Below are 25,501 nucleotides of genomic sequence, written 5' to 3'. Positions count from 1 at the left end.
TGTCAGGTCATCTGAGGGCGTCGTCGACCGCTTCCGCGCTGGGAGCGCAGTCACCGGCGCCGGGGACCAGGGTGGCCAGGGCGCCCGCGGCGCACGCGCGCCGCAAGGCGTTCTCGTGTCCGGAGCGCCAATGCGCGGCAAGCACCCCGGCGAACACGTCACCGGCGCCAGTGGTGTCGACGGCCTCCACTGCGGGTGCCGGGATGTCGAACCGTTCACCATCACCGAGATAGCTTGCCCCGCGGGCACCCCGGGTGATCACCAGATGCGAGACGGGCCAGTGCCATTGAGCGGCTTCGGCCTCGTTGACCACCACCACGTCGGCAGCTTGGGACAGCCTCAGCAGTTCGTGCGGCGGGGCGCCGGACGGCGAGGCGTTCACCATCACCACCGCTCCGGCGGCGCGCGCCACGCGCGCCGCGTCGTTCGCCGTGTGCAGCGGAATCTCGAGTTGCATCAGGACGACGTCGGCCGCCTCGATGACCTCGCGCACCGCCGACGAGGCAACGCTCAGGTGGGCATTGGCGCCGGGCGCGACGACGATGACGTTCTCCGCGGCGGAGTCGACGATCACCACGGCCGAGCCGCTGGGGCCGGGCACCGTCACGACGCCGTCGAGGCCGACACGGTTGGCCCGCAGATGCATGCGCAGTTGCCCGGCGGCCGGGTCGTCTCCGAGTGCGGCGACCAGCCGGACGTCGGCGCCCGCCCGTGCTGCCGCGATCGCCTGGTTGCCGCCCTTACCGCCGGGAGAGGAGGTCATCGACGACGCGAGGGCCGTCTGGCCGGGCCGCGGCAGCGCCGGCACCGAGAAGCACAGGTCGGCGTTCACACTGCCCACCACGCAGACACGCGCCGCCGCCATGGGGTAACGCTAGACCAGCGGTTGGCGGCGGTGACCCTGACACCCGTCGGGCCCCGCCACCTTCGATACGCTGGTGTGATGAGTGTGCACGCCCCCGCGGCTGCTGACCTGCGCGCCGAGGTCCATGACGCCGCCCGTCGAGCCCGGGCCGCCTCGCGCACGCTGGCGAGGCTGTCCACCGAGACCAAGAACCGAGCGCTGCGGGCGGCCGCCGACCGGGTGCTCATGGACGCGCACCTCGTCGTCGCCGCCAATCAGCGCGACCTGGACGAGGCCAGGGCGGCGGGCACATCGGACGCCATGCTCGACCGGCTGGCGTTCAACCCGCATCGCATCGACGAGGTGGCAGCCCGGCTGCGCCAGGTGGCGAGCCTGCCCGATCCCGTGGGTGAGGTCCTGCGGGGCAACACGCTGGTCAACGGCCTGCGGTTACGTCAGCAGCGGGTGCCGCTCGGCGTGGTCGGAATCGTCTACGAGGGCAGGCCCAACGTGACCGTCGACGCGTTCGGGCTGACGCTGAAATCCGGCAACGCGGTGCTGCTGCGCGGCAGTTCGTCGGCGGCGCACTCCAACGCCGCACTCGTCGACTCGCTGCGCGCCGCACTGGTCGCCGAGGGCCTCGACGACGATGCGGTGCAACTGCTGCCCAGCCACGACCGGGCCAGCGTCACCCACCTCATCCAGGCGCGCGGACTCGTCGACGTGGTGATCCCACGCGGCGGGGCCGGCCTGATCGACGCCGTCGTCCGCGACGCCCAGGTACCGACCATCGAGACCGGGGTCGGCAACTGCCACGTCTACGTGCACTCCGCGGCGGACCTCGACATGGCCGAGAAAATCGTGCTCAACGCCAAGACCCGGCGGCCCAGCGTGTGTAACGCCGCCGAATCGGTGCTCGTCGACGCGGCCATCGCCGATCACGCGGTGCCCCGGCTCACCAAGGCGCTCCAAGACGCCGGGGTGACCGTGCACGCCGATCCGACCGACGAGGAACTGTGCGCCGAGTTCCTGTCGATGGACATTGCGCTGGCCGTGGTCGACGGCGTCGATGCGGCGATCGCGCACGTCAACGAATACGGCTCCGGCCACACCGAGGCGATCGTCACGACCGATCTGGCAGCGGCGCAACGGTTCACCGAGCGGGTGGATGCTGCCGCGGTCATGGTCAACGCGTCGACGGCGTTCACCGACGGTGAGCAGTTCGGGTTCGGCGCCGAGATCGGGATCTCCACCCAGAAGCTGCACGCCCGCGGTCCGATGGGTCTGCCAGAATTGACCTCGACCAAGTGGATTGTGTGGGGAGACGGCCACACCCGCCCTGCCTAGATCGGAGACTCCTTTCCGTGAGCGTCCCTGCACGTCCCGCCCCGCTGTTCGCCGACATCGACGATGTCGCGCGGCGGCTGGCCCAGACCGGTTACCTACCCGACACCGCGACGGCCACCGCGGTCTTCCTCGCCGACCGGCTCGGCAAACCGCTGCTGGTGGAAGGGCCCGCCGGAGTCGGCAAGACCGAACTGGCCCGCGCCGTCGCGCAAACCACCGGATCGGAGCTGGTGCGGCTGCAGTGCTACGAGGGCGTCGACGAATCCCGCGCCCTCTACGAGTGGAACCACGCCAAGCAGATCCTGCGGATCCAGGCCGGCAATGCCGCCGGCTCAGGTGCGGCTGCCGGCTCCGCCGGCGGCGCGGATTGGGACCGCACCAAACTCGACGTGTTCAGCGAGGAGTTCCTGCTGTCGCGGCCGCTGCTGACCGCGATCCGGCGCACCGAACCGACCGTGTTGCTGGTCGACGAGACCGACAAGGCCGACATCGAGATCGAGGGGCTACTGCTCGAGGTGCTCTCCGACTTCGCGGTGACCGTGCCGGAACTGGGCACGATCAAGGCGGAACGGACTCCGTTTGTCGTCCTCACCTCGAACGCCACCCGGGAGCTGTCCGAGGCGCTCAAGCGGCGCTGCCTGTTCCTGCACATCGACTTTCCCGATGCCGACCTCGAGCGGCGCATCCTGCTGTCGCGGGTGCCGGAACTACCCGAGCACCTGGCCTCCGAACTGGTCCGCATCATCGGTGTCCTACGCGGGATGCAGCTCAAGAAGCTGCCCTCGGTGGCCGAGACGATCGACTGGGGCCGTACGGTGCTGGCGCTGGGCATGGACACCATCGACGACGCGATGATCGCCGCCACGCTCGGTGTGGTGCTCAAACACCAGTCCGACCGGCAACGTGCCGCCGGAGAGTTGAGGCTGAACTGATGCCGCCACGCCGCCTCCGACCGCCACAGCCGCTCGCCCCGCACGGGATCCCCGGCCATCTGGTCGAGTTCGTCGAGGCGCTGCGCCGGCAAGGGATCTCCGTGGGCCCGTCGGAGACCGTCGACGCAGGGCGGGTGATGGCCGTCCTCGGACTGGGGGACCGAGAGGTGCTGCGCGAAGGCCTCGCCTGCGCGGTGCTGCGCCGCCCGGACCATCGCGACACCTACGACGCGATGTTCGATCTGTTCTTCCCGGCGGCGCTGGGCGGTAAGACAGTAATCGACGGCGACGCGGCGGACAGCGACGAGCACGGCACGGGGCCCGAGGACGTCGAGGCGATGCGTGAAGCGCTGCTGAAGTTGCTCACCGACAACCCCGACCTCGCCGACCTCGACGAGCGGCTGGCGGCGATGATCGCCCAGATCGTCGAATCCTACGGCCGCTACAACTCCAGCCGGGGGCCGTCGTACTCGTCGTATCAGGCGCTCAAGGCGATGAGCCTCGACGATCTGGAGGGCCGCCTGCTCGCCGGCCTGCTGGCGCCCTACGGCGACGAGCCGACCCCCAGCCAGGAGCAGATCGCCAAAGCCCTCGCAACCCAGCGTATCTCGCAGCTGCGGAAGATGGTCGAGGGCGAGACCAAACGACGGACCGCCGAGCAGCTCGGCCGTGAACACGTGCAGATGTACGGGGTGCCCCAGCTGGCCGAGAACGTCGAGTTCCTGCGTGCCTCCGGTGAGCAGCTACGCCAGATGCGCCGGGTGGTGGCCCCGTTGGCGCGCACGCTCGCCACCAGGCTGGCGGCGCGCCGACGCCGCGCCCGGGCCGGCGAGATCGACATGCGCAAGACCCTGCGCAAGTCGATGTCGACCGGGGGAGTGCCGATCGACGTCGTGCTGAAGAAGCCGCACCCGGCGCGGCCCGAACTGGTCGTGCTGTGTGACGTGTCGGGGTCGGTCGCCGGGTTCAGCAACTTCACGCTGATGTTGGTGCACGCACTGCGCCAACAGTTCTCGCGGGTGCGCGTCTTCGCGTTCATCGACACGACCGACGAGGTCACCCAGCTGTTCGGTCCCGACGCCGACCTGGCGGTGGCCGTGCAGCGCATCACCCGCGAGGCCGGCGTCTACACCCGCGACGGGCACTCCGACTACGGCAACGCCTTCACGTCGTTCGTCCACAAGTACCCCTCGGCGCTGTCGCCGCGCAGTTCGCTGCTGGTGCTCGGCGACGGGCGCAACAACTACCGCAACCCGGAAACGGAGTTGCTGGCACGGATGGTCAACGCCAGCCGCCACGCGCACTGGCTCAACCCCGAACCGAGACACCTGTGGGGCAGCGGCGATTCGGCCACCCCACGTTACGAGGACATCATCACCATGCACGAGTGCCGTTCGGCCAAACAACTGGCCGCGGTGATCGACCAGCTGCTGCCGGTGTAGCTCAGGTGAAGGGCACCGTCACGTCCCCGCGCCGCGACGTCTATCGCGCCGACCGCGCCGCATTCGAGGTGTCCCAGGTGCTGGCGGTCGACCGCACGTCGGTCTGAGGGAGCGTCGGCTGCCGTAAGCTCGCTGTTCGTGCAAACTCGACGCAGGCTGGGCGTGATGGGCGGGACGTTCGATCCCATCCACCACGGACACCTGGTCGCCGCCAGTGAGGTGGCCGATCTGTTCCAGCTCGACGAGGTCGTGTTCGTGCCGACCGGACAGCCGTGGCAGAAGCACGACCGCCGGGTCACCGCGCCCGAGGACCGCTACCTGATGACGGTCATCGCCACCGCCTCCAACCCGCGATTCTCCGTCAGCCGGGTGGACATCGACCGCGGCGGGCCGACGTACACCAAGGACACGCTGCGCGACCTTCACGAGCTCAACCCCGACGCCGACCTGTACTTCATCACCGGCGCCGACGCGCTGGGCTCCATCCTGTCGTGGCAGAACTGGGAGCAGATGTTCTCGATCGCGCGGTTCGTCGGTGTCAGCAGACCCGGTTACGAACTGGACGGCAAGCACATCTCGGCGGCCATGCGGGAACTCCCCGACGATGCGCTGTCATTGGTGGAGGTGCCGGCTTTGGCGATCTCGTCGAGCGACTGCCGCAAGCGCGCGGTCGAGGCACGGCCCATCTGGTACCTGGTGCCCGACGGGGTGGTGCAGTACGTCACCAAACGCAGGCTCTATCTCCCCGAACCTTCTCCAGAGTTGAGGACATCCCAATGACCGCCTCCGACGAAGCCATCCAGCTGGCGACTGTCGCCGCCCGTGCGGCGTCGTCCAAACTCGCCGATGACGTCGTCGTCATCGACGTATCCGGCCAGCTCGTGATCACCGACTGCTTCGTCATCGCCTCGGCGAGCAACGAGCGACAGGTCAACGCCGTCGTCGACGAGGTCGAGGAGAAGATGCGGCAGGCCGGGCACAAGCCGGCCCGCCGGGAAGGCACCCGCGAGGGGCGGTGGACGCTGCTCGACTACGTCGACATCGTGGTCCACATCCAGCATCAGGACGAGCGCAACTTCTATGCGCTGGACCGGCTGTGGCGCGACTGCCCGACCGTCCCGGTGGAACTGGACGACCCCTCGTGAGGGTGCGGCGACTGGTGCTGCTGCGGCACGGCCAGACCGAGTTCAACGCAGACCGGCGCATGCAAGGCCAACTCGACACCGACCTCTCGGAGCTCGGACGGGAACAGGCGGTGGTCGCAGCCGAGGCGCTGGCCAAACCCCAGCCACTGCTCATCGTGTCCTCGGATCTGCGGCGCGCGCTGGACACGGCAGTCGCGCTCGGGGAGCGTTCCGGTCGGCCGGTGTCGGTCGACACCCGGCTGCGGGAGACGCACCTGGGTGACTGGCAGGGAATGACCCACCTCGAGGTCGACGCCGTGGCGCCGGGCGCCCGGCTGGCGTGGCGGGACGACGCCCGGTGGGCGCCGCACGGAGGGGAGAGCCGCGTCGACGTCGCGGCACGTAGCCGTCCGTTGGTCGCCGAACTCGTTGCCCGACAGCCGGAGTGGGGCTCGGACTCAGACGGTCACGAACCGGACCGTCCCATCGTGCTGGTGGCCCACGGCGGTCTCATCGCCGCACTGACCGCGGATCTGCTGGGCCTGCCGGTGGACAACTGGCCGTTGCTCGGCGGGATGGGCAACGCCAGTTGGGTGCAGCTGTCGGGACACTCGAGACCCGATGCCGGACTCGACGACATCCGCTGGCGACTCGATGTGTGGAACGCCTCGGCGCAGGTGGGCCATGACGTCCTCTGACTCTGACCCCGGCCGCCGAACACTGCTGGTCTTCGCCGATTCGCTGGCCTACTACGGCCCGACCGGCGGCCTGCCGTCGGACGATCCCCGGATCTGGCCCAATCTCGTCGCTGCTGAGCTCGGTTGGGATCTGGAACTGATCGGCCGCATCGGCTGGACGTGCCGTGACGTGTGGTGGGCGGCGACCCAGGACCCGCGGGCGTGGGCCGCGCTCCCGCGCGCCGGTGCCGTCGTCTTCGCCACCGGCGGCATGGATTCGCTTCCCTCACCGCTGCCGACCGCGCTGCGGGAGCTCATCCGGTACGTCCGGCCGCCGTGGCTGCGGCGATGGGTGCGCGACGGGTACGGGTGGATCCAGCCGCGGCTGTCGCCGGTCGCGCGAGCGGCGCTGCCGCCGCACCTGAGCGCGGAGTACCTCGAGATGACCCGGGGTGCCATCGACTTCAACCGCCCGGGCATCCCGATCGTCGCGTCGCTTCCGTCGGTGCACATCGCCGAGACCTACGGCAAAGCGCATCACGGCAGAGCCGGCACGGTCCGGGCGATCACCGAATGGGCCGCGCAGCACGACGTTGTTCTGGTCGACCTCAAGGCTGCCGTCGCCGAGCAGATTCTCGGCGGCCACGGCAACCCCGACGGTATCCACTGGAACTTCGAAGCCCATCAAGCAGTGGCCCAGCTGATGCTCAAGGCGCTCGCCCAAGCGGGTGTGGCGCACCGCCTCCCGGGCACCTGACCGATGGCGGTCGTCGTGGTGACCGACACCTCGTCCCGGTTGCCGATCGAGGTTCTCGAGCGCTGGAACATCCGGCAGGTGCCCTTGCACGTTCTGGTCGACCAGCATGATCTGCGGGATGCGGTCGATGTCATCCCCAACGACATTCACCAGCGCGCGCACGTGACGACCTCGGGAGCGACACCGGGCGAACTCGGCGCGGCCTACCGGCGGGCGCTGGCCGACAGCGGTGGTGACGGTGTGGTCGCCGTGCATATCTCCGCCGCGCTGTCGAGCACCTTCAGTTCCGCGGTCACCGCGGCCCGCGAATTCGGTTCGGCAGTGCGGGTGGTGAACTCGCGCTCGGCCGCGATGGGGGTCGGCTTCGTCGCGAGCGCCGCCGCCCGGTGCGCGGCCGAGGGCGGGGACCTCGACACCGTCGAGGCGGTAGCGCGGTCGGCGGTACCGCGCGGTTCGGCGTTCATCGTGGTGCACCGGCTCGACAATCTGCGGCGCAGCGGACGGATCGGCGCGACGTCGTCCTGGTTGGGCACGGCGCTGTCGCTGAAACCGCTGCTGCGCATCGACGTCGACGGCCGACTCGAGCTCGCCCAGCGCATCCGGACGGCGTCGAAGGCGCACGCCGCGCTCGTCGACCAGGTGGCAGAGTTCGTCGGTGACCGCCGCGCCGTGGTCGCGGTGCACCACGTCGACAACCACGATGCCGCCGATGCTGTCGGCGCGGCGCTGACCGAACGGCTGCCGCAGATCGGGACGCTCACGGTCACCGACATGGGACCCGTGCTGGCGGTCCACCTCGGTGCCGGCGCTGTCGGGGTGTGCGTGGGGCTTCTGGACTGAGGCGCCATCCGCGCGTGGCCTCGACGCGCGCCTCCAGAGCGTCGCCTCGACGCGCGATTGGTAAGTGTTGACTTACCGTTCGTGGCGACTTACCAAGTCGGCGCGGATGGGACGCCTGTGCCTGAAGCGGTATCCGGACCTGCTGATGCGACGGGCACCGACACCGCTGACGGTGCCCACGCGCGCCGAACGGGCGGATCCCGTCGACTTCCTCACCCACGCTGAGTGCCGCCGAATGGCAGGCGCAGAGCCTGTGCACCGGCTGGACGGTCAGCTGCGTCGTCGCGCGCCGCAAGTTCGGCGGGGCGTCATCTGGCACGGCGTGCTCGTCGCGCCTGCATTGGAGCGAGACATAAGGGGGTGAGCGTCCTCCACAGCTCGGCGTTCATCCACAGGCGCGACGTCGAGACTGCTGGGCGAGGCTGATCCGACGGACGGCGTCCCTACCGTCGGCGTATGCGGACCGAAGAGCCGGCCGAGCGGCTGCACCGTCGCCTCGGCTCCGAAGAAGAGCCCGACCGCGACGAGGCGCGACCCGACACCGCCCTGTCCCGGTGGCTGCCCGACGCCGCCACGCCGAGCGGGACGGGCTGGGTGGCGGCGGTGCGAGCCGACCCGGGGAGAGCCGGTGTCGTCGGATTGGCCCTCGTCGGCGTGATGGCCGTGTTGGTCACCGTGTTCACCCTGTGGCGCGACGACCCGCCTCCGGTGGTCGCGGCGAAACTGCCCGAGGTGGAGATGGTGTCGTCGGCCGCCCCGAAGCCGGCACCCGACCAGCCGGTGGTGGTCAGCGTCGTCGGGCTGGTCCGCCAGCCGGGGCTGGTGACGCTGGCCCCGGGCGCCCGGATCGCCGATGCCCTCGAGGCGGCCGGTGGAGCGGTCGACGGCGCGGACCTGATCGGGCTGAACATGGCGCGACGGCTCACCGACGGCGAACAGATCATCGTCGGAATCGCCCCCGCGCCCGGTCAACCCGCCACCATGGGCAGCTCCGCGAGCGGAGTGCCAGACGCTGCGGCGGCTCCGTCCGGCGCCGCGCCCGCCGAACCGGCCAAGGCTGCCGGCAAGCCGGTGAACCTCAACACCGCGACCGTTGAGCAACTCGACACGCTGCCCGGGGTGGGGCCGGTCACCGCGGCGGCTATCGTCGCCTGGCGCGACGCGAATGGCGCCTTCGACAGCGTCGACCAACTCGGCGAGGTGGACGGAATCGGTCCGGCGCGGCTGGCCAAACTCCGCGACCTGGCCCATGTGTGAGCGACGAGGCCGCGCCGCTCGACCTGCGCCTGATTCCCGCGGCCTCGACCGGGTGGGCGGTCACCGCGGCTGGGATCCAGTGGGGAACCGCCGCCGCGGTACTGGTGCTGATCGGCGGAGTCTCCGCGACGGCCGCGGCAGCGGTGTGGGGCAGCGGCGAGGTGACGGTCACCGCGGCGATCCGGTCGGCGGCCGCGGCTCTGGCGGCGGTCGCGGTCGTCGGGGCGGCCTTCACCGTCGCGGTGACGATGCGCGCCGATCAGGTGCGCCACCACCCAATCGGAGCGCTCTACGGGTCGACGGTGCTGGTCACCGTCACCCCTGGCGACACCCCGCGGCCGCTCGGCGGTGGGCGCCTGATGTTCCGGGCGGTTCTGCACGCCGTGGACGGCCGACCGATGTCGGGGCGGGTGGTGGTCTTCGCGTCGGCGAGCGGATTCTCCGACGTGAGCGCGGGCCGCCCGGCTGCGTTCCGTGCCGGCATCGGCAGACCCGCTCGGCGCGACCTCACAGTGGCGGTGCTGTCGGCGAGCGGGGACGCCGCCGTGGGGACGGCCTCCCCGGTGCACCGGATGGCGCAGCACCTCCGCACCGGGTTCGCCGACGCCGCGCGCGGAGTGCTGCCGGTCGATCAGGCGGCGATGCTGCCCGCGCTGGTGCTCGGCGACACCGCGGCACTGTCACCGGACGCCACCGCGGAATTCCGCGCAGCCGGACTGACCCACCTGACGGCGGTGTCGGGCGCCAACGTGACGATCGTGTGCGGCGCGGTGCTGCTCAGCGCGGCGGTGTTCGGGCCGCGCGCAGCGGTCGCATTCGCCGCGTTGGCGCTGCTTGCGTTCGTCGTGGTCGTGCAGCCGTCGGCGAGTGTGCTGCGCGCCGCGGTGATGGGTGCGATCACCCTGCTCGCGATGGTCACGCACCGGCGCAGGCAGGCGATCCCCGCGTTGGCCGCCAGCGTGCTGGTGCTCCTGATCGCCGCACCCGAACTCGCCGTGGACGCCGGCTTTGCGCTGTCGGTGGCGGCGACGGCCGGTCTGGTGGTGATTGCGCCGGTGTGGTCCCGGCGGCTGACCGGGCGCGGGTGGCCGAAACCGTTCGCCGACGCCGTCGGTGTCGCGCTGGCGGCGCAGCTGGTGACCGCGCCACTGGTGGCGGGGATCTCCGGTCGCGTCAGCCTGGTGTCGGTGCTGGCAAATGTCGCTGCAGCGCCGGTGATCCCGCCCATCACGGTGGTCGGCACCGCCGCGTCGGCGCTGTGCTCACTGTGGCCGGCGGGTGCCGGGCTGCTGATCCGGTTCACCGGACCGCCGTTGTGGTGGCTGCTGCGCGTGGCCGAACGGGCGGCCGCGGTGCCCGGCGCTTCGGTCCCGGTGCCGTCCGGGTGGGCCGGGGTCGGGCTGGTGGCGGTGGGCGGGACGACACTCGTCTTGCTGTGGCGGTGGCGGTGGGCGCGGATCGCCGCCGGGGCGGCTGCGCTGTGCCTGGTGGCGTGGTCGATGTCCGGGCACGCCGCACTCGGCGGCGTCGGCGCCGCGTGACACGATCATCGGGTGAGCCAACAGGTCGCAGCCCTCCATCTGGTCCTGGGGGACGAGGAACTGCTCGTCGAGCGCTCGGTGGCGGCCGTGCTGAAGAACGCGCGCAAGCGCGCAGGCACCCACGATGTCCCGGTCAACCGGCTACGCGCCGGTGAGGTGAGCACCAGCGAACTCGCCGAACTGCTCAGCCCGTCGCTGTTCTCCGACGAGCGGGTGGTGGTGCTGGAATCGGCCGCCGAGGCCGGCAAGGACGCGGTCGCACTGATCGCCACGGCGGCGGCCGACCTGCCGCCGGGCACGATGCTCGTCGTCGTGCACTCGGGCGGGGGCCGCGCCAAAGCGTTGGCCGATCAGCTCAAGAAGCTCGGCGCCGAAGTGCATCCGTGCACCAAGATCGTCAAAGCCGCCGACCGCGCCGATTTCCTTCGCAAGGAGTTCCGCGGCCACAAGGTCAAGGTCACCGATGACACCGTCACCGCCGTGCTCGACGCGGTCGGTTCCGATATCCGCGAGCTGGCGGCGGCCTGCTCGCAACTGGTGGCCGACACCGCAGGTGAGGTCGACGCGGCCGCGGTGCGCCGGTACCACTCTGGAAAGGCTGAGGTAAAGGGCTTCGACATCGCGGACAAGGCTGTGACCGGCGACGTCGCCGGGGCCGCCGAGGCCCTGCGTTGGGCGATGCTCAGCGGCGAACCGCAGGTGGTGCTGGCCGATGCGCTGGCCGAGGCGGTGCACACTATCGCCCGCGTCGCGCCACTGTCGGGTGATCCTTACCGGCTGGCGGGTGAACTCGGCATGCCGCCGTGGCGCGTGCAGAAGGCGCAGAAGCAGGCGCGGCGCTGGTCGCGGGCGTCGGTCGCGGAGGCCATGCGGCTGGTCGCGGCCCTCAACGCAGACGTCAAGGGCGCAGCGGCAGATGCCGACTACGCCCTTGAATCAGCGGTGCGCAGAGTCGCCGAACTCGTGGCCGACTAGCGAGCGCGAGGAACGCTCAGAACTTGTTCAGCGCGACGGCGAGCGCCGACTTCTTGTTGGCGGCCTGGTTCTTGTGGATGACGCCCTTGCTGGCGGCCTTGTCCAGCTTCCGGCCGGTCGCGACGAGCAGTTCGGCGGCCTTGTCCTTGTCGCCGGCGTCGAGGGCTTCGCGGAACCCGCGCACCGCGGTGCGCAGCGAGGACTTCACCGACTGATTGCGCAGACGCCGACGCTCGTTGGTGCGGATGCGCTTTTCCTGCGACTTGATGTTGGCCACGTAGAGCAGTCCTTCTCGAATATCGGGTGGATGATGCAGAGTCTTCGTCCGCGCCGACACGGCGGGCAGCGATTGTCCAGGTTACCAGCGAGGCACTGAATCGACCAAAGTGAGCCCGCTAACCTGCCTAAATGCCCGGTGTGGGGCAAAGTGTCATGGGTGAGCCTGCGCACCCTGCCGACCGAATCCAGCCGATCCTCCCGCACCAACGGTGCGCGGACCAAGAGGCACGCAGGAATCTTCGACGGCTACAACAGCGTCGGGGCCTACGACAAGGCCTTCGACGAGATGTTCGATCCCCAAGGCAACGTGCGGGGCCCCTACAAGGGCATCTTCGCCGAACTCGAGCCCGCGGACGCCTCGGACCTCCAGGCGCGCGCCGATGCGCTGGACCGGGCGTTTATCAACCAGGGGATCACGTTCTCACTGTCCGGCCAGGAGCGGCCACTGCCGCTGGACCTCGTGCCGCGGGTGATCTCCGCCACCGAGTGGACGCGGTTGGAGCGCGGTATCACGCAGCGGGTGCGCGCACTCGAGGCCTATCTCGACGACATCTACGGCGAACAACACATCCTTCGCGACGGCGTCATCCCGCGCCGGCTTGTCACGTCCTGTGAGCATTTCCACCGCGAGGCGGTGGGCATCAGCCCGCCCAACGGTGTGCGCATCCACGTTGCAGGCATCGACCTGATCCGTGACGAACACGGCAGCTTCCGGGTCCTCGAGGACAATCTGCGGTCCCCGTCCGGGGTGTCCTATGTGATGGAGAACCGCCGCACCATGGCGCGGGTGTTTCCCAACCTGTTCGCCACCCACCGGGTACGCGCGGTCGACGACTACGCCTCACACCTGTTGCGGGCCCTGCGCAACGCGGCCGCCTCCAACGAGGCCGACCCGACGGTCGTGGTGCTGACACCGGGGGTCTACAACTCGGCGTACTTCGAGCACTCACTGCTCGCCCGGCAGATGGGTGTGGAGCTGGTCGAGGGGCGCGACCTGTTCTGCCGTGACAACACGGTCTACATGCGCACCACCGCCGGTGAGCGCCAGGTCGACGTCATCTACCGCCGCATCGACGACGCGTTCCTTGACCCGATGCAGTTCCGCCCCGATTCGGTGCTCGGGGTCGCCGGGCTGCTCAACGCCGCCCGGGCCGGCAACGTCGTCATCTCCAGCGCCGTCGGCAACGGCGTCGGCGACGACAAGCTGGTGTACACCTACGTGCCGACGATCATCGAGTACTACCTGGGTGAGAAGCCGCTGCTGGCGAACGTCGACACCTACCGCTGCTGGCTCGACGAGGAACGCGAGGAGGTGCTCGACCGGGTCAACGAACTGGTCATCAAACCGGTCGAGGGCTCCGGCGGGTACGGCATCGTGTTCGGCCCGAACGCGTCGGACAAAGAGCTCAACACCATCTCCAAGAAGATCCGCAACGACCCCCGCGGGTGGATCGCCCAGCCGGTGATGCAGCTGTCGACCGTACCGACCCAGATCGGCGGAAAGCTGGCGCCCCGTCACGTCGACCTGCGACCGTTCGCGGTCAACGACGGTGACGACGTGTGGGTGCTACCAGGAGGGCTCACCCGAGTAGCACTGCCGGAGGGCTCGCTGGTGGTCAACTCCAGTCAGGGCGGAGGGTCGAAGGACACCTGGGTGCTGGCGTCGCGCACGTCGGCCGCCGAGCGGGAACTCGCCGCCGCGGAGGTCGTGCGCCAACTGCCCAAGGCGGAAAAGAACACCAAGACCGCCAAGGTCGACAAGGGCGCCGACGCCCAATCCGCAGAACAGCTGCAGCTGCAGCAGCAGCAACAGCAGCAGCAGCAGCAGCAGTAGGGGTTGTCGGACATGTTGGCACGCAACGCCGAATCGCTGTACTGGATCGGACGCTACGTCGAACGCGCTGACGACACCGCCCGCATCCTCGACGTGACCGTGCACCAACTGCTCGAGGATTCCAGCGTCGACCCGGACCGGGTGGCACGGACGCTGCTGCGGGTGCTCGGCATGGAGGCGCCCGACCATCCGCTCGACGTGTGGTCGCTGGCCGACATCGTCGCGTTCGACCGCGACAGTGCCGACGGTACGTCGATCGTCGACTCGATCTCTGCGGCGCGCGAAAACGCCCGTGGGGCGCGTGAAGTCACCTCGACAGAGATATGGGAGTGCCTCAACACCACCTATAACGCCCTGGCCGAACGTGAACGCGCCGCCAAACGCTTGGGCCCGCACGAGTTCCTGTCCTACGTCGAGGGCCGTGCGGCCATGTTCGCCGGGCTGGCCGATTCCACGCTCAGCCGCGACGACGGTTACCGGTTCATGGTGCTCGGCCGCGCGATCGAGCGCGTCGACATGATGGTCCGGTTGTTGCTCTCGCGCGTCGGCGACAGCGGATCGTCGCCCGCGTGGGTCACGCTGCTGCGTTCGGCCGGTGCGCACGACACCTACCTGCGTACCTACCGGGGTGTGCTGGACGCCGGCCGCGTCGTCGAATTCATGATGCTCGACCGGCTGTTCCCGCGGTCGATCTTCTACTCGCTGCGTCTCGCCGAGCACAATCTCGACGAACTGCTCAACAGGCCGCACAACCGGTTGGGCGCCACGGCCGAAGCGCAACGCCTGCTGGGCCGCGCGCGCAGCGAGTTGGAGTTCATGCATCCCGGTGTCCTGCTCGAATCGCTCGAGCAACGGCTGGCCGGATTGCAGAAGACGTGCAGCGACGTGGGAGAAGCGTTGGCGGTTCAGTACTTCCACGTCGCGCCGTGGGTGGCGTGGACCGATGCGGGTCGCAACGCGATGGTCATCGAAGAGGGTGAGGTCTAGGGCCGATGAGTGGCGAGCGCGGCGACGAGCCCTCGGACGAAGAGCAGACCAGCAAGAGGAGACACTGATGTGGCGGATGCGGGTGGTGCACGCGACGGGCTATGCCTACAGGTCGCCGGTCACCGCGTCGTTCAATGAGGCCCGTTTGACGCCGCGTTCGGACACCCGGCAGAACGTCATCCTCAACCGGGTCGAGACGGCGCCGGCCACCCGCCAGTATCGCTACGTCGACTACTGGGGCACCGCGGTGACCGCGTTCGACCTGCACGCACCGCACACCGAACTCGAGGTGACGTCCTCGTCCGTGGTCGAGACCGACGTCGGCGACCGCCCCACGGAAACCGTGACGTGGGACGATCTGCGATCCGAGGCGGTCATCGACCGGTTCGACGAGGTGCTCACCGCATCGCACTACACTCCGGACAGCAGGCGCATCGCCCGGGTCGGCCAGCGCATCGCGAAGTACCACGACCCGTACGAGGCGGTCATCGCCGCCGCGAACTGGGTGCACACCGAACTGGACTACGTCCCGGGGACCACCGGCGTGCACTCATCGGGCCTTGACGCGCTGCGCGAGGGTAAGGGAGTATGTCAGGACTTCGCGCACCTGTCGCTCCTCCTGTTGCGGAGCATGGGAATTCCCGCCCGTTACGTATCCGGCTACCTGCACCCGAAGAAGGACGCGGCGATCGGCGACACCATCGACGGTCAGAGCCACGCGTGGGTGCAGGCCTGGACCGGGGGCTGGTGGCACTTCGACCCCACCAACGACAGCGACATCAACGAGCAGTACATCAGCGTGGGCGTCGGACGCGACTACGCGGACGTGTCACCGCTCAAGGGCATCTACTCGGGGGAGGGGTCCACCGACCTCGACGTCGTGGTGGAGATCACCCGTCTGGCTTGACGTACACCGGGCCGGCCGTAAGCGCATCGAGCGCCGCGCACGGCACGGTGTCACCGGGCAGCACAACCGAGGGTCAGGCGATTGGCTATTCCGATCGCGGCGAATCCGGCCTAACCTAATGTGAGCCGTATCACACGAGGCGGAGGCGGCGATGCGAATAGCGGATGTGCTGCGCAGCAAGGGCTCGGCGGTGGCGACCATCACCGAGGCCACCACGGTCACCGGATTGCTGGCCGAACTCGCCACCCACAACATCGGCGCCATGGTCGTCGTCGGGCCCGACGGCATCGTCGGGATGGTCTCCGAGCGAGATGTGGTGCGCCGACTGCACGAACGGGGTGCCGATCTGCTGCGTCAGCCCGTCTCGGAGATCATGACGAACGTCGTGGTGACGTGTACGCCGGACGATCTCGTCGACGATATGTCGGCGTTGATGACCAACAACCGTGTCCGGCACGTCCCGGTGCTCGACAACGGCGGGCTGGCCGGGATCGTGAGCATCGGCGACGTGGTCAAGACGCGGATGGAGCAGCTGCAGGCCGAACAGGAACGGTTGCACGCCTACATCAGCGGAGGGTGAGTCACCGCCCGGCGGTGATCGATGTGTGATCGTGGGGGCCGCGCCCCTCAGCTCCAGAAGGACTCAGCTCCAGAAGTACTCAGCTCCAGAAGTACTCGGTGCGCAGTCGTGTGGCGACCACGTCGAAACGGTCGCGGTCGAGAATAGCGCCCTCGCGGCGAATGCCTTCCTCTGGCACGTCGAGCACCCGGTCCAACCGTACCCAGCTGGTCCGGCCATCGTAGTCCCAGCTGCCGGCGCCGATGGCAACCCAGTCCGGGTCGTCGACGTGATGGTCCTGACTCGACAGCATCAGGCCTAGCAACGTCCGCCGATCACGGCCGACGACCAGAACGGGACGATCCTTACCGCGACTCGGGTCGTCCTCGTAGACCACCCAGGTCCAGACGATCTCCCCGGGGTCGGCCCGCCCGTCGAGGTTGGGTGCGTAGACGATCTTGCGGGCGCGCTGCGCGGTGGGAACGCTGTTCTGCGTCACCGGGCGGCCCGCGGTGATAGCGGGCGAGGCCGCACTGGAGGCGCCCGCGAGTGCCGACAGGCCCACACCCAATCCGATCTTGAGACCCTGGTTGATGCCCTGCTGCACCGTGCGCGGACGGTTCTCGGACTGCTGGAGCTGGCGGATGACCTTGGGTGCCTCTTGGAACACCAGCTTCTCCGCCAACCGCTGAAACGTCCTCCACTGCGACGCCATGTCTTCGAGCATAGGTGAGGCCAGAAGCGCACCCCCTGCCGTGTGCGGCACCGTGAACCCCGCCCGGCAACTCGAGTTCAACCCCCGTCGGTGGGCCCGCGCACAGCCGATGTCGGGGGTCTGACGCGAGCCGAACCGCGGCGCTCGGGAGGACGCTCGCCCGTGGTCTCGGGGTGCGGTGTTTACCGGGGTTTCGACGGGGAACCTTGTCCCAGGCCTCCCGTCGGCCGCGGCGGCCTCGATACCGGAGGGAGCTGGCCATGTACACCGGCGTGGCGTCGATGCTGTTGGTGACAGTGGTCGGCACGGCGGCGGTATACGGGTTGCACCGGCTCACCGCGGTGGCCCCGAACGCACTAACGTCACTGCCGTACCAATCCGGGTGGCAGCCGGAGGAACACGCGTTGTCGCGCTATCACGTCCGCTGGTATCCGGCGACGCTGGTTTTCCTGGCGTTCGACGTCGAGATGCTGTTCATGTATCCGTGGGCGATCGTCGTCGCGGAGCTGGGCCTCAAGGCTATCGTCGAGATGTTCCTGTTCCTGGGGGCGCTGTTCGTCGCGGTGGCGTGGGCGTGGCGGGAGGGCGCACTGCGATGGGTGTGAGGCAGACGTTGGCCGAGCTCGCCGTTCGCGGCGTCCATGTGCTCACCGTGGAGGTGCCCGGACAGTGGGTGACGCGTTCTCACCTGCAACGGCACATCCTCGATCGAGGGTGGCGGGATGCGTTGTCGGCCGCCGACGCCGACGTTCTCGCGGTCTGCGGCGTGCCGGGGCCCGAACTGTCCGCTGTCATCGATCGGATCTGGGATCAGCTGCCTGGGCCCAGAGTCAGGATCGACGTCCCCGGCCCTTCGCACGTCGAAGCCCAATTGGACCGCGCCGCCGCCGAACTGCTCCATGATGACCGCCAGCGCGCCGACGCGCGAAGCAGACCGCAGCGGCCCCATATCAGCGCCGACGGCGATCACGGCGACATGGATCACGGCGACATGGATCACGGTGACATGGATCACGGTGACATGGATCACGGTGGCATGGATCACGGTGGCATGGATCACGGTGGCATGGATCACGGTGGACACGGCGAGATGGATCACGGCGGCATGGATCACGGTGGCATGGATCACGGCGATATGGACATGGACATGGCGCCGGAAGGTATCGCGCTGGCGCAGGGGACCGAGGACCGCGACGGGCTGGAGATGGACGCACTGCATCTGCGGCTGGGTCCCGTGCTGCCGTACTGGCCGGCCGGACTGGTGTTGCGCTGCAGCATCAACGGAGACGTCATCACCGAGGCGCGGGCCTGGATCGTCGGCGCCGCGCGGCATGCCGGCGATCGGTCAGAATCGTCACCGCTCGACGGTGCGTTGGGGGCGGCGCGGGAATGCGACCACATCCACGACGTGCTCGCCCTGGTGGGCTGGCCCCGCGGCGCCGCGATCGCACGGCGCTGCCGGGATCTGCTGCTGGCAGACGAGAACGAGAACGCGGTGCGGCTGCTGGGCAAGCTCCAGCGCGCCGTGCGCCGATCGGTGCTGCTGCGCTGGTCGTTGCGTGACGTCGGATTGCTGACGCGCCAGGAGCTTGGCCGACGACGACTGCCGGCCGCGCTGGAAGGCGATGCGTACACCCGGCTGCTGACAAGGTCGGACGTCATGGGCGATCTGGTGTCGGACCCGCTGATGGTCAATCCCTTTCACGTCGACACCCGAACCGTCACGGAGGCATTGCCACACCTGGTCGGCGGGCTCGACATTGCCACGGCGCGCCTCACCGTCGCCGGTTTGGGTATCGAAACGTCGCTGCACGCCGGGGTCGGCGCACCATGACGATCACCACGGTGTCCGGAATGTGGGCAATTGTCGCCGCCGCCTTGCTCATCGGCCTGGCTTACTACGCCGCAACACTCGACGGTGCCTTCACCGCCTGGGAAGACGGTGTCACCGCGCGTGCCCTCGCCCCGTTGTCGGAATCGGCCCGGCTGTTTCGGCAGCGACGGCGGGTCACCGTCGCGGCGGACAGGGTGTTGTGGCGGATCGGCGGTGGGGGACTGATCGCGGTCGCCCTGCTGATGGTGACGGTGGTGCCGCTGGGCCGATGGACGCTCTTCGACCTCGACGTGGGCGTCGTGTGGTTCAACGCGATGGACGTTTGCGTGTGGGCGCTGGTGTGGCTCGCGGGATGGGGCGCGAATTCGACCCACTCACTCGTCGGCGGGTACCGGTTTCTGGCTCAGGGGCTCGGGTACGAACTGCCGCTGATGTTCGCGTTGGTCGCCCCCGCCATCGCCGCCGAGAGTCTGCGCATCGGCACGGTGGCCGATGCGCAACACGGGCTGTGGTACGTGGTGTGGATGCCTGTGGCGTTCGCCGTCTATTCCCTTGGGGTGGCAGGATTTTCGGTGTGGGGGCCGATGTCGGCGGCATTCGGAGCCGACATCGCCGGCGGGGTGGCCGCCGAGTTGTCCGGTGCCGATCGCCTGCTGGTGGTGATCGGGCGGTACGCACTACTGGCGGCGGGGTCGGCCTTCGCGGTGCCTCTGTTCCTCGGCGGTGGCGCCGGCCCGCTGCTGCCGGACTGGTTGTGGACGCTCGTGAAAACGGTTGCCCTGCTGACGGTACTGGTGTGGTTGCGGCGCCGACTGCCACTGTTGCGGCCGGACAAGTTCATGGAGATCGGCTGGCTCGTGCTGCTGCCTGCCGTGCTGGTCCAGGACCTGATCGTGGCGATCGTCGCCGTCTGGAGGTAGCGACCATGCTCGCGGACATTGTCTTCGGGGCCGTATTCTGGGCCGCCGGCGGTACCGCCTTGCTCGCCGGCGCGGCAGTATTCGTCGTCGACTCGATGGCCAGGGCGACCTACGCCCTGGCGACGTCTTTCATCGCCGTCGGGGTGGCGGTGTTGTTGCTCCAGCAGAACTACGTCGGGGTCGTCGTCATCTTGATGATGGTCATGGAGATGGCCGTGATGGCGGTCTACATGGTCATGTTCATGGGGATGAATCCGGCGCTGATGCCGATGAGCATGGTGCACGGCAAACGGATGTCGCTGGCCATTTCGATCGGCACGTTCCTGCTCCTGGCCACCGGCATCCTGCTGGTGGATTGGCCGCCGCGGCGCGGATCGCCGCCGGCGGACGTCACGGCCGCGCTCGGCGACGCGCTGATGGGCCAGAAGATGCTCGCCATGGTGGTCATCAGCCCCGTGATGGTGGCGACCATCGTCGGCGGGGTGGTGCTGGCCGTGCGGCGCACCCGCTACGACCGGTTCGGCGACGACCTGCGACGGCGACCGGCCAGCGACCCGCAACCGGGAGGGGTCGGCCGATGACCCTGCAGACGGTGCTGCTGGTGGCGGCCGCGGTGTTCAGCGTCGGCCTGTACGGTGCCCTGTCCCAGCAGGTCGTGGTCATGGTGATGATGGGTCTGGAGCTGATGATCAACGCGGTGATCCTCGCGGGCGCGGGCTTCTGGTGGTTTCTGGCGCCCCACCCGACGGGCCAGGTGCTGCTGATGGTAATCGTCGCCGCGATGACCGTGGAGATGGCGATGGGGTTCGCGGTGGCCACGCTGCTGCACCGCGACCGGCAGGCCGACATGACCGACATGGCCACGGATCTGGCCGGGTGAGGCGATGACGGCGTCGTTGGCGCAGTGGTCGCTGTGGGGTCTGGTCGCACTGCCCGCCGCCGCCGGGGTGGTGTTGTTGGTCAACCACCTTCGCCGCCCCGCGGCCGACCGCCTGGCCTCGGTCACCTCGGTGGGGGCGGCCACGGTCGGGGTGGTGCTGGCCGGGGTGGTCGCCGTCAGCAGGCCCACGGTCAGTGTGCCGTTCATGGGCGGTGCGGACTTCGCCTTGAGCGTCGACGCGTTGTCGGCGACCGTGGTGCCCGCCGTCGCCGTCATCACGCTGCTGGTGCTGGTCTTCGCCGTCGGCGACGGCGCGGTGCGGGGTGGTCGCTTCCACGGCCTGATGCTCCTGTTCGCCGCAGCGGTGATGCTGACCGCCACCGCGGCCACCCTGCCTGCGCTGCTGTTGGCGTGGGAAGTGATGGGGGCCGCCTCCTACGCCCTGATCGGCTGGCGATGGCGGCAGACGTACCGGGTGTCGGCCGGTCTGACCGCTTTTGTCACCACCCGCGCGGCCGACCTCGGTCTCTACCTCGCCGGCGGCGCCGCGCTGGCCGGCGGTGCGGGACTCGCGCTGGCCGACATGGCGGACGCCTCGAGCGGATGGCGACACGCCATCGCCGCGGGCGTCCTGGTCGCCGCACTGGGCAAGGCGGCGCAGCTGCCGTTCTCGTTCTGGCTCTCGCGTGCGATGGAAGGGCCGAGTCCGGTGAGCGCGCTGCTGCACTCCGCGGCGATGGTCGCGATGGGCGCCTACCTGCTGCTGCGCATGGGCCCGCTGCTCGCGGCGTCCGGATGGGCAGCCACGGCCGCCGCATGGCTGGGGGCCGCGACCGCCGTCCTGCTGGGGGCGGTCGCAGTCGCCCAGCGCGACCTCAAACAACTGCTCGCGGCGTCGACCGCCGCGCAACTGGGCTTCGTCGTGATGGCCGCCGGACTGGCCGCGGTCGGCGGCGGCGCCGCACAGTTGGTCGCGCACGCCTTCACCAAGGCCGGCCTGTTCCTGGCCGCCGGTGCATGGCTGTCGCTGGTCGGGAGCAAGCGCCTCACCGAGCTGCGCGGGATCGCGCGGCGCTGGCCGTTGATCGGGGTGACGGCCGGCGTCTCGGCCCTGGCCCTGGCGGGTGTTGCACCGTTGTCGCTGTGGGCGACCAAGGACGCCGTGTTGGCGGTTGCCCGCGAACACTCGATATGGCTGTATCTGGCGGGCCTGACGGCGGCCGCATTGTCGGCCGCGTACGCGGGCAAGATCCTGCTGGTCATCTGGGGCCGGCCCGCGCAACGCCAGCCAGGCAAGCCACGTCGATCGTCGCCCAGCTTCTTTGAACGGGTACCGCTGGCCATCCTGGCGGCGGGCGCGGCGGTGACCGGCGTGCTCGCGCTGCCGCCGATAGGTACGCGGCTGGGCCAAGCCCTCGATCCCGGCCCCACCGCACATGCCACGGTGCTCGAGCTCATGATCTCGGCCGTGCTCGCCGTCGTGGTTGTGCTCGCGGTGCTGCGGTGGGGTGCGCCCGAGCCGAGGTGGTTGGCGTCGTGGCTGGGCTTGGAGAGGGCCGCACACGCGTCGGTGGTCGCACCCACCATGCTGCTCGCGGGCGTCCTCGCCCAATTCGACGACCGGGTCCTCGACCGGTCGATATCCGCCGTCGCGCTGCGGACCCTTTCCCTGTCGCGCGTCTTCGCCGGGTTCGACCACAACATCCTCGATCGGGCCGTGGACGCGACCGCCGCGGGCACCATGGCCTCCGCTGCCGCGGCCGCGCGCGCGGATCGCCGCGACGTGGACGGCCTGGTGGAGCGAACCGCCACGCTGATGCGGCGGCTGGGGGAGCTGGCCCGAAAGCCGCAGACCGGCCTGCTGCACCAGTACTACATGAGCGCCGTGGTCACCGTCGTCCTCGCCGTCCTACTCCTTGTTGCCGTGAGGTGAGCGTGCTCAGCATCGTCGTGTTTCTCCCATTGGCCGCCGCCGTGACGCTGCTGGCGGTGCCTGCCGTGTCCGATGCGCTCGCCGGTCGGCTGTGGGTGGCGGTCACGGCCGTCGAGGTGGTTCTGGCCGGGGTGTTGTGGTGGCGGTACACCGCACCAGGGCCCGGCGCATTGGCCTTCGAGGAGCAGGTCCCCTGGATTCCCGGGGTCAACAGCAGCTATCACGTCGGTGTCGACGGGTTGTCGCTGCCGCTTGTCGCGATGACCTCGGTGGTTTTCCTGGCGTGCGCCGTCTACAGCCTGCGCGACACTGATCGGCCGCGGACCCAGGCCGCACTTTTCCTGTTCCTGCAGACGGTGAGCCTGGGCCTGTTCGTGGCGGCCGACCTGATCCTGTTCTTCCTGTTCTTCGACCTGTCGATCGTGGCGATGTATTTCGTCATCGCCGGATGGGGTCACGGTGACCGGGGCCGCTCGGCGCTGAAGTTCTTCCTCTACACGTTCCTGGGGTCACTGGCTTTGCTGGTGGGCTTCATCGGCCTCTACATCGGCGCCGAGCCGCACACGTTCGACATGGTGGAACTGGCGGCCGCCGCTCCGCTGGCGGGCCGCCCGCTTGCCGGAGGTCTGGTACTGGCGGCGATCGTCGTGGGGTTGGCCGTCAAGACGCCGACCTTCCCGTTTCACACCTGGCTTCCGCCCGCGCATACCGACGCCCCGGCGATCGGGTCGGCGGTGCTCGCCGGCGTGCTGCTGAAGATGGGCACGTACGGGTTCCTCCGGATCGCAATGCCGATGCTGCCCGAGGCGTGGCGGGACTGGGCCTGGGGCATCATCGCCGTCGGCGTGGTGTCGGTGCTCTACGGGGCCCTGGTCGCGCTGGCCCAGGACGACCTCAAGCGGATGATCGCCTATACGTCGGTCAACCACATGGGCTACATCGTGCTGGCGGTCGGCGCCGCCGGCCTCGTCGCCGCCGACACCGCTCAAGCTCGCGAGGTCGCCGTCAGCGGCGCGGTCACTCAGATGGTCAGCCACGGCTTGATCACCGGCGCGCTGTTCCTCCTCGCGGGTGTGTTCCAGGCGCGCACCGGCAGCTACGCCATCAAGGAGTACGGCGGACTCGCCGGCCCCGCGCCGAAACTCGCCGCCCTGTTCGCGATCGGGGCGTTCGCCTCCCTCGGGCTGCCCGGCTTCTCCGGCTTCATCGCCGAGTTCCAGATCTTCACCGGCAGCATCGCCGCCGCCCCGGTGACCGCGGTCGCGCTGCCGGGCATCGTGATCACCGCGGCGCTGTTCCTGCGCGCCTTTCAGCACATCTTCACCGGTGAAACTCGGCTGCGCTCAATCGGTTTCGTCGACCTTCGGGGAACCGAGATGTGGTCGGCTGCCATGCTGTTGGCGCTTTCCGTGGTGATCGGCCTCGTTCCCCGGGTGCTGCTCGACACCGTCGAACCGGCCGCCGCGGTGCTGATCGGCCTTGTCGGGAGGTAGGCGGTGAACCCCAACACCGGGATGCACCTGACGCTGATGCTGCCGGAGATGCTGGTGTTCGGTGCGGGACTGTCGGTGCTGATCGGCGGCTCGTTCCTGGCGCGGCGCCGCCAGTGGTGGGGTCGCGTGGTGGCCGCCGCGGCGCTCTGCGGCGCCGGTGTCGTCGCGGCGGTCCAGCTCGCCGGATCCGATGGGGTGGCGTTCGACGGCACCTTCGTGGTGGACACCGCGACGGGCGTCGCGCGCATCGCCTCCGCCGTCGGCCTGCTGGCGGTGCTCGCCGTGGCGGGTGACGAAATCGCGGGCTCCGCACGGGAAAGCGAGATCTACGCACTGTTGCTGTTCGCCACCACCGGGGTGCTCGTCCTCGCCGGCACGGCCGACCTGATCGTGCTCGTCGCCGGATATCTGCTCGCCAGCATTCCGCTGTATGCGCTCATCGGGCTAGCCCGCACCGCCACCGGGGCCGAGGCGGCGATGAAGACCTACCTGCTCGGAGCGCTGTTCGGGATCCTTCTGCTGCTGGGGGTCAGCGTCCTCTACGGGGTCACGGGCGGCACCTGGTACCCACAGGTGGCCGGCGAACTCGGCACCGCACCGTCCGGCGCCGTCGCCGCCGGTCTGATCGGAATCCTCGGGGGGCTGTTGTTCAAGGCCGGCGGCGTGCCGGCGCACTTCTGGATTCCCGACGCGGCGCAGGGCGCTGCCGGCACCGTGGCGATGTTCGTGACCACCGTGCCCAAGGTCGGCGCGTTGATCGCGTTGTACCGACTGGCCGACCTGCTTCCCGACACCATCGCCTGGCCGCTGCTGATCGGGCTGCTGGCGGTCGCGAGCATGACCCTGGGCAATCTGGCCGCCTACTGGCAGAGCGACCCCCGGCGGCTGCTGGGCTGGTCGACGGTCAGCCAGGTCGGTTACCTGTTGGTGCCGGTGGCCGTCGTCGGGCGCAGCGACCTCGCCGTCCCGGCGCTGCTGTTCTACCTGATCGCCTACACCGTCACGAACGTCGCCGCGTTCGCGGTCTCCACCGCGCTGCCCGGACTTCGGGACCTCGGCTCCTATCGTGGGCTGGCCTACGAACGGCCGTGGCTGGCAGGGGCATTGGTCGTGGCACTGCTCGGACTGCTGGGAACCCCGCCGACCGCCGTGTTCGTCGGCAAGCTGACCACCGCAGGCGCCGCCTGGGACGGCGGTGCGGCGTGGCTGGCGGTCGTCGTCTTCGTCAACACCCTTATCAGCCTCTTCTACTACTTGCGCTGGATTGCGCCCTGTTACCAGCGGGTGGACGGACGCGACGACGCGTTCCCGGTCACGTCCTGGTCCGTTGCCACGGCCGTCGGTGCCGCGGTCCTGAGCCTCGCGCTGGGAGTTGGTGCCGGACTGGTGTGGAGGGTGGTGGCCGGATAGTGGGGTCCGGGTGG

The 25,501-nt window shown here is 69.4% G+C and carries 26 protein-coding genes; 23 read left to right on the top strand and 3 right to left on the bottom strand.

Annotated features, from left to right (window positions below):
- Positions 1-7: 7 nt before the first annotated feature.
- Positions 8-865 (bottom strand): ribokinase, encoded by an 858-nt coding sequence (locus tag G6N07_RS12830; RefSeq protein WP_085189817.1) that lies wholly within the window; start codon positions 863-865, stop codon positions 8-10.
- 78 nt (positions 866-943) lie between these two features.
- Here G6N07_RS12830 and G6N07_RS12825 point away from each other — a divergent pair, with 78 nt between their 5' ends.
- From G6N07_RS12825 to holA, 11 genes are all read left to right on the top strand, one after another.
- The gene (locus tag G6N07_RS12825) at positions 944-2,191 is read left to right on the top strand and encodes a glutamate-5-semialdehyde dehydrogenase (protein ID WP_085189819.1); all 1,248 of its coding nucleotides are present in this window, start codon (positions 944-946) and stop codon (positions 2,189-2,191) included.
- Positions 2,192-2,208: 17 nt separating this feature from the next.
- A complete protein-coding gene (locus G6N07_RS12820; RefSeq protein WP_085189821.1) occupies positions 2,209-3,123 on the top strand; it encodes an AAA family ATPase in 915 nt (304 codons plus the stop codon).
- Positions 3,123-4,565, top strand: a complete 1,443-nt coding sequence (locus G6N07_RS12815) for a vWA domain-containing protein (RefSeq protein WP_085189823.1) — start codon at positions 3,123-3,125, stop codon at positions 4,563-4,565. Before G6N07_RS12820 ends, G6N07_RS12815 begins: the two co-directional genes overlap by 1 nt.
- Positions 4,566-4,703: 138 nt before the next feature.
- Positions 4,704-5,345, top strand: coding sequence for a nicotinate-nucleotide adenylyltransferase (gene nadD / locus G6N07_RS12810; RefSeq protein ID WP_085189825.1), 642 nt, complete (start codon positions 4,704-4,706; stop codon positions 5,343-5,345).
- Positions 5,342-5,710 (top strand): ribosome silencing factor, encoded by a 369-nt coding sequence (gene rsfS / locus G6N07_RS12805; RefSeq protein WP_085189827.1) that lies wholly within the window; start codon positions 5,342-5,344, stop codon positions 5,708-5,710. Before nadD ends, rsfS begins: the two co-directional genes overlap by 4 nt.
- Positions 5,707-6,387, top strand: a complete 681-nt coding sequence (gene gpgP / locus G6N07_RS12800) for a glucosyl-3-phosphoglycerate phosphatase (RefSeq protein ID WP_085189829.1) — start codon at positions 5,707-5,709, stop codon at positions 6,385-6,387. The genes rsfS and gpgP overlap by 4 nt, the downstream gene beginning before the upstream one ends.
- The gene (gene octT / locus G6N07_RS12795; RefSeq protein WP_085189831.1) at positions 6,374-7,123 is read left to right on the top strand and encodes a diglucosylglycerate octanoyltransferase; all 750 of its coding nucleotides are present in this window, start codon (positions 6,374-6,376) and stop codon (positions 7,121-7,123) included. The genes gpgP and octT overlap by 14 nt, the downstream gene beginning before the upstream one ends.
- A 3-nt stretch (positions 7,124-7,126) precedes the next feature.
- Positions 7,127-7,963 carry a DegV family protein gene (locus G6N07_RS12790; RefSeq protein WP_085189833.1) on the top strand — a complete coding sequence of 279 codons (837 nt, stop codon included), beginning with the start codon at positions 7,127-7,129 and terminating at the stop codon, positions 7,961-7,963.
- A 456-nt stretch (positions 7,964-8,419) separates the two neighbouring features.
- Entirely contained in the window at positions 8,420-9,220 is an 801-nt protein-coding gene (locus G6N07_RS12785; RefSeq protein ID WP_085189835.1) for a ComEA family DNA-binding protein, read from the top strand.
- Positions 9,217-10,761, top strand: coding sequence for a ComEC/Rec2 family competence protein (locus G6N07_RS12780; protein ID WP_085189837.1), 1,545 nt, complete (start codon positions 9,217-9,219; stop codon positions 10,759-10,761). The genes G6N07_RS12785 and G6N07_RS12780 overlap by 4 nt, the downstream gene beginning before the upstream one ends.
- Before the next feature lie 12 nt (positions 10,762-10,773).
- Positions 10,774-11,736, top strand: coding sequence for a DNA polymerase III subunit delta (gene holA, locus G6N07_RS12775; RefSeq protein ID WP_085189839.1), 963 nt, complete (start codon positions 10,774-10,776; stop codon positions 11,734-11,736).
- Positions 11,737-11,752: 16 nt separating this feature from the next.
- On the opposite strand, the gene rpsT is transcribed toward holA, so the two are convergent.
- Positions 11,753-12,013, bottom strand: a complete 261-nt coding sequence (rpsT, locus tag G6N07_RS12770; RefSeq protein WP_085189841.1) for a 30S ribosomal protein S20 — start codon at positions 12,011-12,013, stop codon at positions 11,753-11,755.
- Between the two features lie 150 nt (positions 12,014-12,163).
- On the opposite strand from rpsT, the gene G6N07_RS12765 reads away from it, so the two are divergent.
- The 4 genes from G6N07_RS12765 (at position 12,164) to G6N07_RS12750 (ending at position 16,323) form a co-directional block, all read left to right on the top strand.
- The gene (locus G6N07_RS12765) at positions 12,164-13,849 is read left to right on the top strand and encodes a circularly permuted type 2 ATP-grasp protein (protein WP_085189966.1); all 1,686 of its coding nucleotides are present in this window, start codon (positions 12,164-12,166) and stop codon (positions 13,847-13,849) included.
- A 12-nt stretch (positions 13,850-13,861) separates the two neighbouring features.
- Positions 13,862-14,836, top strand: coding sequence for an alpha-E domain-containing protein (locus G6N07_RS12760; protein WP_085189843.1), 975 nt, complete (start codon positions 13,862-13,864; stop codon positions 14,834-14,836).
- A gap of 67 nt (positions 14,837-14,903) precedes the next feature.
- Complete coding sequence (locus G6N07_RS12755; RefSeq protein WP_085189845.1) at positions 14,904-15,743, top strand: transglutaminase family protein; 840 nt, start codon at positions 14,904-14,906, stop codon at positions 15,741-15,743.
- Between the two features lie 151 nt (positions 15,744-15,894).
- Positions 15,895-16,323 (top strand): CBS domain-containing protein, encoded by a 429-nt coding sequence (locus G6N07_RS12750; protein ID WP_085189847.1) that lies wholly within the window; start codon positions 15,895-15,897, stop codon positions 16,321-16,323.
- A gap of 79 nt (positions 16,324-16,402) precedes the next feature.
- On the opposite strand, the gene G6N07_RS12745 is transcribed toward G6N07_RS12750, so the two are convergent.
- Positions 16,403-17,029 (bottom strand): type II toxin-antitoxin system PemK/MazF family toxin, encoded by a 627-nt coding sequence (locus G6N07_RS12745; RefSeq protein WP_085189849.1) that lies wholly within the window; start codon positions 17,027-17,029, stop codon positions 16,403-16,405.
- A gap of 248 nt (positions 17,030-17,277) precedes the next feature.
- On the opposite strand from G6N07_RS12745, the gene G6N07_RS12740 reads away from it, so the two are divergent.
- From G6N07_RS12740 to G6N07_RS12705, 8 genes are read left to right on the top strand one after another with little or no spacing between them, the layout of a single operon-like run.
- Positions 17,278-17,622: an NADH-quinone oxidoreductase subunit A gene (locus G6N07_RS12740; RefSeq protein ID WP_085189851.1), complete on the top strand. Its 345-nt coding sequence runs from the start codon at positions 17,278-17,280 to the stop codon at positions 17,620-17,622.
- A complete protein-coding gene (locus tag G6N07_RS12735) occupies positions 17,613-18,851 on the top strand; it encodes a hypothetical protein (protein WP_085189854.1) in 1,239 nt (412 codons plus the stop codon). The genes G6N07_RS12740 and G6N07_RS12735 overlap by 10 nt, the downstream gene beginning before the upstream one ends.
- Positions 18,848-19,771: a complex I subunit 1 family protein gene (locus tag G6N07_RS12730; RefSeq protein ID WP_085189856.1), complete on the top strand. Its 924-nt coding sequence runs from the start codon at positions 18,848-18,850 to the stop codon at positions 19,769-19,771. The genes G6N07_RS12735 and G6N07_RS12730 overlap by 4 nt, the downstream gene beginning before the upstream one ends.
- Before the next feature lie 5 nt (positions 19,772-19,776).
- Positions 19,777-20,352 (top strand): NADH-quinone oxidoreductase subunit J, encoded by a 576-nt coding sequence (locus tag G6N07_RS12725; protein ID WP_085189858.1) that lies wholly within the window; start codon positions 19,777-19,779, stop codon positions 20,350-20,352.
- Positions 20,349-20,651 (top strand): NADH-quinone oxidoreductase subunit NuoK, encoded by a 303-nt coding sequence (locus tag G6N07_RS12720; protein WP_085189860.1) that lies wholly within the window; start codon positions 20,349-20,351, stop codon positions 20,649-20,651. The genes G6N07_RS12725 and G6N07_RS12720 overlap by 4 nt, the downstream gene beginning before the upstream one ends.
- A 4-nt stretch (positions 20,652-20,655) precedes the next feature.
- On the top strand, positions 20,656-22,584 hold the full coding sequence (locus G6N07_RS12715; protein WP_085189862.1) for a proton-conducting transporter transmembrane domain-containing protein: 1,929 nt from the start codon (positions 20,656-20,658) through the stop codon (positions 22,582-22,584).
- Positions 22,585-22,586: 2 nt separating this feature from the next.
- A complete protein-coding gene (locus tag G6N07_RS12710; protein ID WP_085189968.1) occupies positions 22,587-24,077 on the top strand; it encodes a complex I subunit 4 family protein in 1,491 nt (496 codons plus the stop codon).
- A 21-nt stretch (positions 24,078-24,098) separates the two neighbouring features.
- Positions 24,099-25,487 carry an NADH-quinone oxidoreductase subunit N gene (locus G6N07_RS12705; RefSeq protein ID WP_085189970.1) on the top strand — a complete coding sequence of 463 codons (1,389 nt, stop codon included), beginning with the start codon at positions 24,099-24,101 and terminating at the stop codon, positions 25,485-25,487.
- The last annotated feature ends 14 nt before the right edge of the window (positions 25,488-25,501 follow it).

It is taken from the genome of Mycolicibacterium doricum, from assembly GCF_010728155.1.
In the GTDB taxonomy this organism is placed as follows: Bacteria; Actinomycetota; Actinomycetes; order Mycobacteriales; family Mycobacteriaceae; genus Mycobacterium; species Mycobacterium doricum.
Note: the sequence above shows the minus strand (reverse complement) of the source record. Positions and strands in the feature narration are given on the sequence as shown.

Bases quoted from the DNA above. Each gene is read 5' to 3' on its own strand.
- G6N07_RS12760 (WP_085189843.1), top strand. From the start codon at position 13,862: ATGTTGGCACGCAACGCCGAATCGCTGTACTGGATCGGACGCTACGTC.
- G6N07_RS12815 (WP_085189823.1), top strand. From the start codon at position 3,123: ATGCCGCCACGCCGCCTCCGACCGCCACAGCCGCTCGCCCCGCACGGG.
- G6N07_RS12715 (WP_085189862.1), top strand. From the start codon at position 20,656: ATGACGGCGTCGTTGGCGCAGTGGTCGCTGTGGGGTCTGGTCGCACTG.
- octT (WP_085189831.1), top strand. From the start codon at position 6,374: ATGACGTCCTCTGACTCTGACCCCGGCCGCCGAACACTGCTGGTCTTC.
- G6N07_RS12785 (WP_085189835.1), top strand. From the start codon at position 8,420: ATGCGGACCGAAGAGCCGGCCGAGCGGCTGCACCGTCGCCTCGGCTCC.
- G6N07_RS12705 (WP_085189970.1), top strand. From the start codon at position 24,099: ATGCACCTGACGCTGATGCTGCCGGAGATGCTGGTGTTCGGTGCGGGA.
- G6N07_RS12790 (WP_085189833.1), top strand. From the start codon at position 7,127: ATGGCGGTCGTCGTGGTGACCGACACCTCGTCCCGGTTGCCGATCGAG.
- G6N07_RS12830 (WP_085189817.1), bottom strand. From the start codon at position 865: ATGGCGGCGGCGCGTGTCTGCGTGGTGGGCAGTGTGAACGCCGACCTG.
- G6N07_RS12755 (WP_085189845.1), top strand. From the start codon at position 14,904: ATGTGGCGGATGCGGGTGGTGCACGCGACGGGCTATGCCTACAGGTCG.
- G6N07_RS12735 (WP_085189854.1), top strand. From the start codon at position 17,613: ATGGGTGTGAGGCAGACGTTGGCCGAGCTCGCCGTTCGCGGCGTCCAT.
- G6N07_RS12745 (WP_085189849.1), bottom strand. From the start codon at position 17,029: ATGCTCGAAGACATGGCGTCGCAGTGGAGGACGTTTCAGCGGTTGGCG.
- G6N07_RS12730 (WP_085189856.1), top strand. From the start codon at position 18,848: ATGACGATCACCACGGTGTCCGGAATGTGGGCAATTGTCGCCGCCGCC.
- G6N07_RS12720 (WP_085189860.1), top strand. From the start codon at position 20,349: ATGACCCTGCAGACGGTGCTGCTGGTGGCGGCCGCGGTGTTCAGCGTC.
- G6N07_RS12725 (WP_085189858.1), top strand. From the start codon at position 19,777: ATGCTCGCGGACATTGTCTTCGGGGCCGTATTCTGGGCCGCCGGCGGT.
- G6N07_RS12825 (WP_085189819.1), top strand. From the start codon at position 944: ATGAGTGTGCACGCCCCCGCGGCTGCTGACCTGCGCGCCGAGGTCCAT.
- G6N07_RS12740 (WP_085189851.1), top strand. From the start codon at position 17,278: ATGTACACCGGCGTGGCGTCGATGCTGTTGGTGACAGTGGTCGGCACG.
- rsfS (WP_085189827.1), top strand. From the start codon at position 5,342: ATGACCGCCTCCGACGAAGCCATCCAGCTGGCGACTGTCGCCGCCCGT.
- G6N07_RS12750 (WP_085189847.1), top strand. From the start codon at position 15,895: ATGCGAATAGCGGATGTGCTGCGCAGCAAGGGCTCGGCGGTGGCGACC.